The organism is Arthrobacter sp. zg-Y1110, from assembly GCF_025244865.1.
Classification (GTDB): domain Bacteria; phylum Actinomycetota; class Actinomycetes; order Actinomycetales; family Micrococcaceae; genus Arthrobacter_B.
Genome location: NZ_CP104272.1, coordinates 3452344 through 3465501, shown reverse-complemented (window position 1 = coordinate 3465501; position 13158 = coordinate 3452344). Strand labels below are relative to the sequence as shown.

General features: G+C 65.0%; 13 protein-coding genes. 10 read left to right on the top strand and 3 right to left on the bottom strand.

What is annotated here, in order from left to right:
- Positions 1-95: 95 nt before the first annotated feature.
- The 9 genes from N2K99_RS16265 to N2K99_RS16225 all read left to right on the top strand — a co-directional run bounded on the left by N2K99_RS16265 (position 96) and on the right by N2K99_RS16225 (position 8042).
- Positions 96-1049 (top strand): ABC transporter ATP-binding protein, encoded by a 954-nt coding sequence (locus N2K99_RS16265; RefSeq protein ID WP_227920312.1) that lies wholly within the window; start codon positions 96-98, stop codon positions 1047-1049.
- Positions 1050-1053: 4 nt separating this feature from the next.
- Complete coding sequence (locus N2K99_RS16260; RefSeq protein WP_227920309.1) at positions 1054-1932, top strand: ABC transporter permease; 879 nt, start codon at positions 1054-1056, stop codon at positions 1930-1932.
- Between the two features lie 169 nt (positions 1933-2101).
- Complete coding sequence (locus tag N2K99_RS16255) at positions 2102-3382, top strand: M18 family aminopeptidase (protein WP_227932686.1); 1281 nt, start codon at positions 2102-2104, stop codon at positions 3380-3382.
- 201 nt (positions 3383-3583) lie between these two features.
- Positions 3584-3934: a 30S ribosomal protein S6 gene (rpsF, locus tag N2K99_RS16250; protein WP_227920298.1), complete on the top strand. Its 351-nt coding sequence runs from the start codon at positions 3584-3586 to the stop codon at positions 3932-3934.
- Positions 3935-3968: 34 nt separating this feature from the next.
- The gene (locus N2K99_RS16245; RefSeq protein WP_227920296.1) at positions 3969-4535 is read left to right on the top strand and encodes a single-stranded DNA-binding protein; all 567 of its coding nucleotides are present in this window, start codon (positions 3969-3971) and stop codon (positions 4533-4535) included.
- A gap of 150 nt (positions 4536-4685) precedes the next feature.
- Positions 4686-4925, top strand: coding sequence for a 30S ribosomal protein S18 (rpsR, locus tag N2K99_RS16240; protein ID WP_007269381.1), 240 nt, complete (start codon positions 4686-4688; stop codon positions 4923-4925).
- An 18-nt stretch (positions 4926-4943) separates the two neighbouring features.
- Positions 4944-5393, top strand: a complete 450-nt coding sequence (gene rplI / locus N2K99_RS16235) for a 50S ribosomal protein L9 (protein ID WP_146359901.1) — start codon at positions 4944-4946, stop codon at positions 5391-5393.
- Between the two features lie 576 nt (positions 5394-5969).
- A complete protein-coding gene (dnaB, locus tag N2K99_RS16230; protein WP_227920294.1) occupies positions 5970-7352 on the top strand; it encodes a replicative DNA helicase in 1383 nt (460 codons plus the stop codon).
- A 69-nt stretch (positions 7353-7421) separates the two neighbouring features.
- Entirely contained in the window at positions 7422-8042 is a 621-nt protein-coding gene (locus tag N2K99_RS16225) for a cell division protein CrgA (protein ID WP_227920292.1), read from the top strand.
- Positions 8043-8099: 57 nt separating this feature from the next.
- Here N2K99_RS16225 and N2K99_RS16220 read toward each other — a convergent pair whose 3' ends face one another.
- Complete coding sequence (locus N2K99_RS16220) at positions 8100-10097, bottom strand: APC family permease (RefSeq protein ID WP_227920290.1); 1998 nt, start codon at positions 10095-10097, stop codon at positions 8100-8102.
- 678 nt (positions 10098-10775) lie between these two features.
- Between N2K99_RS16220 and N2K99_RS16215 the strand changes: the two genes are divergently transcribed.
- Positions 10776-11552: a transglycosylase family protein gene (locus N2K99_RS16215; protein WP_227932687.1), complete on the top strand. Its 777-nt coding sequence runs from the start codon at positions 10776-10778 to the stop codon at positions 11550-11552.
- A gap of 108 nt (positions 11553-11660) precedes the next feature.
- Here N2K99_RS16215 and N2K99_RS16210 read toward each other — a convergent pair whose 3' ends face one another.
- Together N2K99_RS16210 and N2K99_RS16205 are read right to left on the bottom strand one after the other, a co-directional pair.
- A complete protein-coding gene (locus tag N2K99_RS16210; RefSeq protein WP_227920286.1) occupies positions 11661-12011 on the bottom strand; it encodes a MoaD/ThiS family protein in 351 nt (116 codons plus the stop codon).
- Positions 11989-13113: an exo-alpha-sialidase gene (locus tag N2K99_RS16205; protein ID WP_227920941.1), complete on the bottom strand. Its 1125-nt coding sequence runs from the start codon at positions 13111-13113 to the stop codon at positions 11989-11991. Before N2K99_RS16205 ends, N2K99_RS16210 begins: the two co-directional genes overlap by 23 nt.
- Positions 13114-13158: the final 45 nt, after the last annotated feature.

Sequence of the window (13158 nt, the reverse complement as noted above, 5' to 3'; positions counted from 1 at the left end):
CCTGAATCATCCCTTGGACCGGTCCCGTTGCGGCGCTGGCCCCCTATGGTGGAGGGTAGCCCCCCAGCTTTTGCTTCCCAACGTGAGGATCACCCATGATCGAGGCATCCGGCCTCTCGAAGCGCTACGGCGACAAAACCGCCGTCGACAACGTTTCCTTTACTGTCCAGCCCGGCAAGGTCACCGGTTTCCTAGGTCCCAACGGGGCCGGTAAATCGACCACCATGCGCATGATTGTGGGTCTGGACCGTCCGACCTCGGGCCGGGTGCTGGTCAACGGCAAACCCTACGCCCGGCACGCGGCACCCCTCCGCGAGGTTGGCGCCCTGCTCGACGCGAAAGCGGTCCACACCAAGCGCAGCGCGTACAACCACCTGCGGGCCATGGCGGCAACCCACGGCATCTCCGCCAAGCGGGTCAACGAAGTCATTGAGCTCACCGGCCTGGGCCCGGTAGCCAAGAAGCGGGTAGGCGGCTTCTCCCTGGGTATGGGGCAGCGGCTTGGTATCGCATCCGCGCTGCTGGGAGACCCGCACACGGTCATCCTGGACGAGCCGGTCAACGGACTCGATCCCGAAGGCGTCCTCTGGGTCCGGCACCTTGCCCGGGGGCTGGCCGCGGAAGGCCGCACCGTGTTCCTCTCGTCCCACCTGATGAGCGAAATGGCGCAGACGGCGGACCACCTGATCGTGATTGGCCGCGGCCGGATCATTGCCGACGCGCCCATCGCCGAGATTATTGCCGGCCAGAACAAGGTACGCGTCCTCGTCCGTACGGACAGCCCGCGCGAACTCCTGGAAGCAGTGGCCGGTCCGGGGGTCGCCGGCGTGGAGAAGGAATCCGGGCTGCTGGAGGTCACGGGGGCGGAACCGCGAATCATCGCCGAGGCCGCGCTGGACCGCCGGATCCTGGTGTACGAACTGACACCCCTGCAGGTGTCCCTCGAGGACGCCTACATGGAGCTGACCCGAGATGACGTTGAATACCGGTCCCAGGACCTGCCGCAGGAGCTAACCGCCGCGGGAACTGCCTCCGGGAAGGGGAAATAAAACCGTGAGTACCGCTACAACATCCAAGAATCCCGCGTCATCGCCGGCCGCCTCCTCCGGCTCCGGACTGAGCTTCCTCCGGGTCCTGAAATCCGAGTGGATCAAGATCACTACGGTCCCTTCCACCGTCATCCTCCTGGCCATCACCGTAGTGGTGATGGTCGGACTGGCAGCTCTGGGTGCCTGGGGCACCACCCAGATTGTCAATGAATTCGGCGGCGGTGCCGGCAGCCCGGACGCAGCGCAGGCCGGGCCGCCCGCGGCCGACAGCCTGGTTCCGGAGATCCCCGCCAGCGGACTCTTCTTCGGCCAGTTGCTCATCGCTTCCCTCGCGGTGGTGCTCATCGCCTCCGAATGGGGCACCGGAATGATCCGCTCCACCTTCAGCGCTGTTCCCAAGCGCATTCCGGCGCTGCTGGCAAAGAACCTGCTTATCGCCCTGATTTCCTTCGCGGTCGGTGCAGGTGCCGCCTTCATCTCCTTCCTGGTGGCCCAGCCGATCCTGGGCAGCGCAGACCTCAGCCTGTCCCTGGATGATGACGGAGTGCTCGCCAGCATCCTCAACACCGGAACGTGCCTGGCACTGATCGCCGTGTTTGCCATGGCCATCGGCACCCTGCTGCGGAACACCGCCGGAGGCGTGGTGACCGCCATCGGCATCATCTTCGTCCTGCCCCTGGTGGTGGCCATCGTGCAGAACCTGGCGGACTGGATTCCGGACGCCGCACGGTTCCTGCCGAGCAACGCGGGAACCCAGCTGGTGACGGCCGGCCCGATTGCGGACGGAGCCCTCACCCAGCTGCAGGGCGGCCTGGTCCTCGCAGCCTGGGCAGCTGTACTGCTGATCGCTTCCCTGGTCGTAACCAAGAAACGGGACGTCTAGGGGCACTGAACTTCGGTGCGGGCGGCGGCGGAAGAACGGCCGCCGCCACCCGCACCGGAACCAACCAACAATTCCTCCACAACCCCCGGCAATGGTCGTGCCGGGGGTTCTTTACGTCCGAGAAGGCCGGTGGTTACGCCGGGGCGACGGGCTCTGGTTGAATCGGAGCATGTCTGACGCATTGGCCCACATCAATGACCTCGGCGCGTTTGTCAGCGCCTCACCCTCCAGCTTCCACGCTGCGCGTGAAGGCGCGCGCCGCCTGGCGGAGGCAGGGTTCACGGAAGTACTCGAGACCGGAGATTTCCCGCGCTCGGCCGGAAAGTTCTTTGTGGTGCGCGACGGCGCGTTCATCGCCTGGGTCACGCCTGAGGCCGCGGGCCCCGCCACGGGGTTCTCGATCTTCGGTACCCACACCGATTCGCCGTCCTTCAAGCTCAAGCCACGGCCCACCACCGGACGGCTCGGCTGGCTGCAGGCCGGCGTCGAAGTCTACGGCGGCCCGCTGCTGAACTCCTGGCTGGACCGGGAGCTGCAGCTTGCCGGTCGGATGGTCACCCTGGCCGGCGAGGAACGGCTCGTGGAGACCGGCCCGCTGATGCGCTTTCCGCAGCTGGCCATCCACCTGGACCGGGCCGTGAACGAGGGCTTGAAGCTGGATAAGCAACAGCACATGAACCCGGTCTGGGGACTGGGGGACCCGTCCACCTCCGACCTCGTGGCGCTGCTGGCGGCAAAGGCCGGCCTGGCACCGGAGGAGATCGGCGGCTACGACATCGTTGCCGCCGACACCCAGCCACCGCAGGTTTTCGGCGCCGAGGGAGAGTTCTTCGCCTCGGGGCGGCTGGACAACCTTTCCTCCGTCCATGCCGGCGTCGTCGCACTTATCGCGGCCGACGTCGCGCCCACGGCACCGGTTGCCGTCCTCGCGGCGTTCGACCACGAAGAGGTGGGCAGCGGCAGCCGGTCCGGCGCTGCCGGCCCGTTCCTCGAAGACGTACTGCTGCGGATCGGTGACGGACTCGGTGCGACGACGGCGGACCGTGCCCGCGCGATGGCCGCCTCCTTCTGTATTTCCGCGGATGTCGGCCACGCCGTCCACCCCAACTATGCGGAGCGGCATGATCCCGCCAACCACCCGGTGCTCAACGGCGGGCCGCTGCTGAAGATCAACGCCAACCAGCGTTACACCACCGACGCCCCCGGCATGGCCCGCTGGGCGAGCCTCTGCACGGCCGCCGAGGTGCCGTACCAGGAATTCGTGTCCCACAACTCCGTCCCCTGCGGCTCCACCATTGGACCCCTGACCGCAACGCGGCTCGGCATCCGGACCGTGGATGTCGGGATTCCCGTACTTTCCATGCACTCGGCCCGGGAAATGGCAGGCGTGCATGACCCCCGGCGCCTGGCCGCAGTGGCACAGCTGTTCTTCGCGGCGGGGGCCGCCTGACCCGGACGGAACGGCCGGCGGATCCCGGCGTGTCAATCCCGTCCCGGGAAATCGGATAGGATAAGAAAGTCTGTGCTGTCGGCTTCGGTCGGCAGATTCCCCCCGCTGCGGATCAGCTGCATGCCGAGGGGAGACAACGCAAAAGAACCTCCTGTTACGGAAATGCCGTGACCGTATAGCCCAAAGGAGGTGGGTTCACAAATGCGTGCTTATGAACTGATGGTAATCATCGACCCCGAGGTCGAAGAGCGTACCGTCGAGCCTTCGCTCGACAAGTTCCTCAATGTTGTCCGCAACGATGGTGGAACCATCGACAAGGTAGACATCTGGGGCCGTCGTCGACTGGCCTACGAAATCCAGAAAAAGACTGAAGGCATCTACGCGGTGGTTAACTTCACCGGTACGCCTGCAGCAGCAGCCGAGCTTGATCGCCAGCTGAGCCTCAACGAGACCATCATGCGCACCAAGATCATCCGCCCTGAAGAGCAGAAGATCTCGAAGAAGGATGCCAAGAAGGCCGCTAAGGACGCTGCAAAGGTTTCCGCAGAATAATTTCGGCAACCCGTACTGATATCAGGAGGCTTTCATGGCAGGCGAGACAACAATCACCGTCGTCGGTAACCTAACCAACGACCCGGAACTGCGGTTCACTCCGTCCGGTTCGGCAGTGGCGAACTTCACCATTGCCTCGACCCCGCGGACCTTCGACCGTCAGTCCAACGAGTGGAAGGACGGCGAAACGCTGTTCCTCCGCGCGTCTGTCTGGCGTGAAGCTGCTGAAAACGTCGCCGAGTCCCTCACCAAGGGAACCCGCGTAGTTTGCCAGGGCCGCCTGAAGTCGCGTTCGTACGAAACCAAAGAAGGCGAAAAGCGCACCGTAATGGAGCTTGAGGTCGACGAAATCGGCCCCTCGCTGCGTTATGCCTCTGCCAAGGTCACCCGCACCCAGCGCTCCGGCGGTGGCGGCGGCGGCTTCGGCGGAAACAACGGCGGCGGTGGCGGCGGCTTCGGCGGCAACTCCAACTCCGGTTGGGGCGGCGGCCAGCAGCAGCCGGCGCAGTCCGCACCGGCTGACGATCCCTGGGGCGCCCCTGCGGGCGGCAACTCCGGTGGATGGGGCAGCGGCCCGGATTCGAACGATCCGCCCTTCTAAACCTCTTCATCCGAAGAGCGGCAACCCCCATTCGGGAGAAGCGGCCCTTCACCCGGCGCCTTCGGGCGCCATCCTCAGACGGCAACCGCCGTCGAGCCCATCCCGTGGAAAATGTATCCACGGGCTCCACTAGACATAAGGAGCTCCACGATGGCTAAGGCTGAACTTCGCAAGCCCAAACCAAAGTCCAATCCCTTGAAGGCCGCTGACATCACTGTCATCGACTACAAGGACGTAGCATTGCTGCGCAAGTTCATTTCCGACCGCGGAAAGATCCGCGCTCGTCGCGTAACTGGCGTCTCCGTGCAGGAACAGCGCAAGATCGCCCAGGCAATCAAGAATGCCCGCGAAGTTGCTCTCCTGCCTTACTCCGGCGCTGGCCGCGGCTAAAGGAAAGGAACCTAACTCATGGCAAAGCTCATTCTGACCCACGAAGTAACCGGTCTCGGCGCTGCCGGCGACGTCATCGAGGTTAAGGACGGTTACGCACGTAACTACCTCCTGCCCCGCGGCTTCGCTCTGACCTGGACCAAGGGTGGCGAGAAGCAGGTTGAGTCCATCAAGGCTGCCCGCGCTGCCCGCGAGCACGCTTCCCTGGAAGATGCTCAGAAGCAGGCTGCTGCTCTCTCCGCCAAGCCGGTCAAGCTGACCGTCAAGGCCGGCGAGTCCGGACGCCTCTTCGGTACCGTCAAGCCCGGCGACGTTGCCGCTGCTGTCGAAGCCGCCGGTCTCGGCGCCATCGACAAGCGCAAGGTTGAACTCCCGACGCACATCAAGTCGGTTGGTTCCTTCCAGGCCAACGTCCGCCTGCACAACGATGTTGCAGCCGTCATCGACCTCGAGGTCGTTGCAGGCTAACGTCTGACGCAGACACTAAAGCGCCCTCCTGCCTTCGGGCAGGAGGGTGCTTTTTTGTGTGGGGGGCCGCTGCTGCGGCCCCCGTTCTCCACGCCCCGGCAGCAGATGCCCGCAATCCATCGTCCGCTGAGGCGGCTGTTGTGGATATCGCGGGGGATATTTGTGGATTTCGGCACCCCTAGGCCTGTTTGGAGCTCCTGTCAACACGGCGCCGGCAGTCCGGCGCGGCGGAAAAATAGTTTGTTTACACAGGTGTGGACAAGCGTTTGCCCTAGTCAGAGGCCCTTTTGTGGAAAAAACTAAGATTTATCCACATGCTTATACCCAGCCTGTGCACAAGACACGCCGCGTTATGCACAGACTGTCCACAGGACCTGTGGATAACTCGTTTGTCGGCAGGCCGCAGGAGGCATACGGTTGCGGTGAATCCCTTCTTCAGACGCATGTCCGCCGGCTCGGATCCGTCAGCACCGCCGCCGCCGTTCCGGCGGAAAGTCAGTGCGGGCTGATAGAGATAAGCAAGCCCTCCGGCAGGGCAGGGATCGAAACGTCTTAGCCTTTATGGAAAGGGTCACAGTGTCGCTCACGCATACGGACTCCCCGGCATCAACATCAAGTCCGGACTTCGCGAGGACACCGCCGCAGGACCTGGTCGCAGAACAATCGGTGCTTGGCGGCATGATGCTCTCCAAGGACGCCATCGCAGACTGCGTGGAAGTCCTGCGGGGCCTGGACTTCTACCGCCCTGCACATGAGGCCATCTATGAGGCCATCATTGATCTCTACGGCCGCGGGGAACCGGCCGACGCCGTCACCGTTTCGGATGAACTCACCAAGCGGGGCGAGATTGGCCGGATCGGCGGACCGGCCTACCTGCACGAGCTGATCCAGTCCGTTCCCACCGCGGCCAATGCCGGCTTCTATGCCGAAATCGTGCGTGAGCGGGCGGTTCTCCGCCGCCTTGTTGGCGCAGGCACCAAGATTGTCCAGTTGGGCTACTCCAACGAGGGCATGGAAGTGGATGACATCGTCAACGCTGCCCAGGCCGAAATCTACGCCGTGGCCGAGCGGCGGACTGCTGAAGACTACGTGCCCCTGAAGGACATCATCGAGGGCACGGTGGACGAGATTGAGTCCGCCGGACACCGCGGCGAAGGCATGACCGGCGTACCCACCGGCTTCTACGAACTGGACGAGCTCACCCAGGGCCTGCACCCGGGACAGATGATCGTTATCGCTGCCCGTCCTGCCGTCGGCAAGTCCACCTTCGCGCTGGACTTCGCTCGGTCCGCGGCCATCAAGAACAACATGACCACCGTCTTCTTCTCCCTCGAAATGGGCCGCAACGAAATCGCCATGCGCCTGCTTTCGGCCGAAGCGACCATCGGGCTTCAGGACCTGCGCAAGGGCACCATCAAGGACGAACAGTGGGGCAAGATCGCCACCACGATGGGCCGGATGAATGACGCGCCGCTGTTTATCGACGACAGCCCGAACATGTCCCTGATGGAAATCCGAGCCAAGTGCCGTCGCCTCAAGCAGCGCCATGACCTCAAGCTCGTGGTGCTGGACTACCTGCAGCTGATGTCCTCGGGCAAAAAGGTGGAGTCCCGCCAGCAGGAAGTTTCCGAGTTCTCGCGTGCGCTGAAGCTGCTGGCCAAGGAACTGGAAGTACCCGTGATCGCGTTGTCACAGCTGAACCGTGGTTCGGAGCAGCGTACCGACAAGAAACCGATGGTTTCCGACCTGCGTGAATCGGGTTCCATCGAGCAGGATGCGGATATGGTCATCCTGCTCCACCGCGAGGACATCTACGACAAGGAATCGCCGCGTGCCGGCGAGGCCGACGTCATTGTGGCCAAGCACCGTAACGGCCCCACCAAAACCATCGTGGTGGGGTTCCAGGGCCACTATTCCCGCTTCTCGAACATGGCGGTTGAGGGCGGCAGCGGCTTCTAGCCGCGGCCCCGGCCCCTCGTCCCCGCCTACCACCGCTTACCGCCCACCGCTTCCCCCAGGAGATCCGCCATGCCCAAGTCCAAGCCCCGCAAGAAGGCCGTCTCCAAGAAGAAGCAGGCCCGCCGCGCCGAGCATGAAGTCAATGCCCTGCTGCGCGGCGAAACCGCGTACTTCAGCGATGAGGCAGAGGCGCTGCTCACCGCCCGCGGCTGGATCAGTGAGCGGGACCAGCCCGGCGGCCCGGACCAGGGCGATGCCTGGTACTGGATGCCGTCCCAGCTGCCGGCGTACCTGGAGGAAGGCGAACCCGTCCCCACCTCCATCTACCCGTCCTCCGAGAGCACCTTCGTCAGCCAGCTGGCGACACCGGACGGCTCCGTTCCGGTCGTGGCGCAGACCGAGTACGACTCCCTTGAGGCACTCGAGGCGGACCTGGACCGGCTGCAGGCCTACCGGGTGCCCGACGACGCGTGGACGGTCCTGGGCGGCGGTCCGTCCGCCGAGGAAACCCCGGATGATCTCATTGACTCCATCACCGAGGAATGGGAGCTCATAGCCGAACTCATCCATTTCCCGTACAGCAACGACGCCGGTGCACGCTCATTTGCTGCCGTGGAGCAGGCCGTGCAGGACGGCAGGCTTACTGAATACGCCTACCGGTCCATCCTGGCCGGCCGCGCAGGGAAGTAAGCGGACCCCGGAAGGGAACCGCGGCCGGTGCCTTAGGCCCTGGCCCGAGCGGTGCGCCTAGCCCCGGTTTGAGGCGCCGGGACCGCCGGCCGGCTCTCCGTGGGCATCGTGGCTCGAGGCCAGCTGCCAAGGCACGGAGGCAACCATGATGGCCGGCTCGAAGTGCAGCCGGGCTTTGATGCGCAGGGCGGTCTGGTTGTGCACCAACTGCTCCCACCAACGGCCCACAACGTACTCCGGAATGTAGACCACGAACAGTTCCCGCGGGGAGTTGCGCCGGGCATCGCGCAGGTACGCCAGCACGGGGGAGATGGTCTCGCGGTACGGCGAGGAAAGGACCGTCAGCGGCACGGGAATCTGCAGCCGCTCCCAGTCAGCCAGCGTGCGGCGGGTGTCCTCCGGATCAAGATCCACAATGATCGCGTTCAGGCTGGAGGGACGGGATGCCCGCGCATAGGCAATTGCCCGCAGGGCAGGCTTGTGGACCTGCGAAATCAGGATCACCGCATTGACCCGGGAGGGCAGGGCCAGGCCGTGGTCGTCAGCACTGAGCGCCAGCTCGCGGGCAACCGTGTCGTAGTGGACCCTGATGCTGTACATGATCACGTAGAGCACGGCCATGGCCAGCAGGGCAATCCATGCGCCGTGGGTGAACTTGGTGATGATGACGATGAGCAGCACCAGGGCCGTCATGCCGAAGCCGAGGGAGTTGATCGCCCGGGAACGCTGCATCCGGCGTCGTACGTCCTTGTCCCGCTCTGTGCGCAGCTTGCCGGTCCAGTGCCGGATCATACCCAGCTGGCTGGCGGTGAAGGAAACGAAGACCCCGACAATATAGAGCTGGATCAGCTGGGTGACATCGGCGTCGAAGGCCACGACGAGCACCAGGGCGCCCAGACCGAGCGAAATGATGCCGTTGCTGAACGCCAGCCGGTCCCCGCGGGTGCGCATCTGGCGCGGGAGGAACCCGTCCTTGGCCAGGATCGAGGCCAGCACGGGGAAGCCGTTGAATGCGGTGTTGGAGGCAAAGACCAGGATCAGCCCGGTGGCGGCCACAACCAGGTAGAACGCGATGCTGCCATCGCCGAAGATGGTCTCCGCCAACTGGCTGATCACCGGATGCTGCACGTAGTCCTCGCCCACGGGGGAACCGTTGAACGTGAGCTGGGTGGCCGGGTCCTGGGCTACATGGACCTTGGTGAGGTTGGCCATGGCGATGATCCCGCCGATCATGGCCGCGGAAATCACGCCCAGGAGCAACAGGGTGGTGGCGGCATTGGCGCTCTTGGGTTTGCGGAACGTGGGGACGCCGTTACTGATGGCTTCAACGCCGGTCAGTGCGGCTGCGCCCGAGGAAAAGGCCCGCAGCAGCAGGAGGACGCCGGCAAGTCCTACGAGCCCTTCGTCGAAACCGGATTCCCGCACCAGTTCGAAGGACGCCGAGGGGGCCTGGCGGAGGTCTCCGCTGAGGAACTGGAGGAAGCCGGTGAGGCACATGCCCAGTACGGAGATCATGAAGATGTAGGTGGGTACGGCAAATAAGGCGCCGGCCTCCCGAATGCCGCGCAGGTTCACCAGGACCAGTACGGCCACCCCGATCACGGCGATGGTGGCCTGGGTGCCGTGCAGTGCGGGGATGGCCGTCACAAGGTAGGACGCCGCCGAGGACATCGACACAGCGACGGTGAGCACGTAGTCCACCAGCAGTGCGGAGGCGACGGTCAGGCCGGCGGGCTTGCCCAGGTTGGTGCTCGCAATTTCGTAGTCTCCGCCGCCGGACGGATAGGCATGGACGTTCTGGCGGTAGGACGCCACCACCGTGAGCAGGACGACAATAACGGCCAGCCCCACCCAGGGGGAGAGGGTCACGGCAGCGACGCCGGCCAGCGCCAGGGTAAGGAGAATCTCATCGGGCGCGTAGGCAGCAGATGAGAGGGCGTCCGAGGCGAAAACCGGGAGCGCAATCCGCTTGGGGAGGAGGGTGTGCGAGAGCCGTTCGTTGCCGTAAGGACGCCCGACCAGAATGCGTTTGAGCGCATTGAAGAATGTGAGCACGAGGACCAACGTTAGACCGGTCCGCCTGCACTGTCCAGAAGTGGAAAAACGCGGCGGCAGTGCCCTTCCCGGGCCGGGGCGCGGCTGGCTCCCCGGCACCTGCCGCAACCCGGGCACCATTATCGGCGCGATCACCGGAGCCTGATCAGAGGCACCCTGAATAACGGTATGCCTGTCGCACATGGGGCGGGGAGCAAGTGTCGGCAAGAAGCTGCAGGCGGCGGACGGCCGCACGGCGTCTGCCGCCGTCGTTTTGGTGGCATTCCTCACTGCCCGGAGATGACCCGGATCACGGAAAACGGGTCCTAAACGCCAAAACCGAATATGTGACGGAATCTACAAAAACGGGTGTTGATTGTACTTCTCGCGCTTATTTACGCGGATCTGGAAAAGATAACGATTCGTGCATACTTGATCTCGATTTGATCTCGATAAAAGACTTCCCTACGTTGGTTAAGGCCCTGATCGAGGGCTGGACCGCCTGACTGGATCGAAGTCGGCGGCGGCCGGCACCAATCCTGGTGCGGCCTCAAACCAGTAAGCCTGATGCCACGCGTCCACTGCACGTCGCCGCTGCGTGGCATCGACGAAGACCTCTATCAAGTTGGGGAAGGCGACGGCGTGCAGACGCCCGGGGACGGGACGAGCGCAGGTGGAACCCATGGGAGCAAAAGACTTATGAAGAACCAGAAGATCCGTCGTATCGTCCGCCGTGGCCTGGCTACCGCCGCCATCACCGGTGCTGGCGCTGCAGGCCTTGCAGGAATGGCCGCTCCGGCCAACGCAGCCTCCATGGACTGGGACGCCCTCGCACAGTGCGAAAGCGGTGGTAACTGGTCCATCAACACCGGCAACGGTTACTCCGGCGGCCTGCAGTTCACCCCCAGCACCTGGGCAGCCTTCGGCGGCACCGGCGACGCAGCTAATGCCAGCCGCGAAGAGCAGATTGCCGTGGCTGAGCGTGTCCTGGCAGCACAGGGCCCCGGCGCCTGGCCTGCCTGCACCGCCAAGCTGGGCATGACCGGCGCTACTGCCAACCCGCAGGCAGCCCAGACTCCGGTTGAGCAGGCTCCTGTCACCGAAGCCGCTCCGGTTGAGACCTACACCGAGCCCGCCCCGGTGGTCGAAGCCGCTCCGGTTGAGACCTACACCGAGCCCGCCCCGGTGGTCGAAGCCGCTCCGGTCGAGGCCGCTCCGGTCGAGACCTACGTACAGCCGCAGACCGTTGCTCCGGCACCGACCAGCGTCCCGGTTGAGGCCGTTGCTCCGGTACAGACCCCGGCTCCGGCCCTGTCCGGCGAGACCTACGTGGTCCAGGCCGGCGACACCCTCTCCGAGATCGCCGAGAAGCTTGGCATCGAGGGCGGCTGGCAGGCGCTGTACAACGCCAACCTGGACACCGTTATCCACCAGGACCTGATCTTCACCGGTCAGACCCTGCAGCTGCCGGCCTAGTTAGGCCAGCGTGAGTCTTCGGTAGATGTTCCGCCTTAGTGCGGAGATCGAAGCAGAACGGGCGCTTTACGCGAAATGCGTAAAGCGCCCGTTCCCTTTTAACTATCCTCATCCGCCGGCGATCGACTGCAGGACCAGCAGTTCCGCACGGGCGGGCAGCACGGTGGAAGCACCGTCCAGGTCCCGGATGTCATCGCCGTCCAGGTACAGATTCACATAGCGGCGCAGCTCCCCGGTCTCGTCGCAGATCCGGCGGTACACGCCCGCGAAATCGGACTGCAGGAGCGCCAGGACATCCGCAACGGTGGTGTTTTCCGGTGTCCCTTCGCCAGGCCTGGGGCGAAGGGTCAACAGGCGCCGTCCGTCCGCGGCGTCGGCCAGCGCCGCAGGGAGCAACAGCTCGACGTCGGCGCACCCGTGGCCGCGGCCGCGAGCGTCAGGCCGCAACTGCGCGGACACAGAGCACATCCGGAAGATTGGCGGCCACCAGATTGAAGGTCTCGCCCTCGTCGGCGCTGGCATAGACTTCGCCTCCGCGGGTGCCGAAGTAGATGCCGGCGGGATCGGCGTCGTCCACATCGGCCGCATCACGGAGCACGGCGTTGAAATCATAGGCGGGCAGGCCGGCGTCGAACCGCTCCCAGCTCCCGCCTGCATCGGTGCTGCGGTATACCGCCGGGCGGCCCTGCGGCGGATTGCGTTCCCCCGCCGAACCCAGCGGAATGGTCCAGATGGTATCCGGGCGGGTGGGGTGGGCAAGCATCACGAAACCGAAATCCGCGGGAAGGCCGTCCGCAATGGACAACCACTGTCCGCCGGCGTCGTCGCTGCGGTACACCCCGCCGTGGTTCTGGGCGTATAGCCGCTGCGGGTTGCCCGCGTCCCGGGCTACCTTGTGCACGCACTGCCCGAACGCGGGATATTTCTCCGGCATAAAGTCCGCGATGATGCCGGTGTTGAATGCGTCCCAGGTCTCCCCGCGGTCATCGGAGCGGTAGACCCCGCCGCTGCTGATCGCCACGTGGACGGAATCGTCGCTCGGGCTCGGCAGGACCGTATGGGCGGCCGGGCCGCCGTAGCCGGCGCCCCACTGGGTGCGGTGCGGGTGGTCCCACAACCCCCGCACCAGTTCGAAGTGCTTGCCGCCGTCCTCGGAGCGGAACACGGAGATCGGTTCGCAGCCCGCCCAGACAACGCCCGGCCGGTCCGCGCTGTCCGGCGCCAGCTGCCAGATGCGCTCCAGCGAGGCGCTGGTGTCCTCCGGAAAGGCAATGGCCGCCTGCTCGGGTTCCTGCCAGGTCCGCCCCAGGTCGTCCGAAATCGCGACATTGGTGCCCCACCACTCGGACCGCACACCGGCCAGCAGACGCGGGGTGCCGCTGCGGGCGTCAAAGGCCAGGGACGGGACCTCCGTCATCGCAAATTCCGGCCCGCGCAGCTCCCAGTTGCGGCGGTCGGGGCTCGTGGCCAGCCACAGGCCCTTGCGGGTTCCGATGGCGACCACGGTGGAGGCGCCGGGGGATGCGGCAGCGGGTTTGGCGGCGGGTTCGGCGGCGGGCATGGCCTCGGGCACGGCATCCATGCGGTTATTCCAGCACCGGGGGGT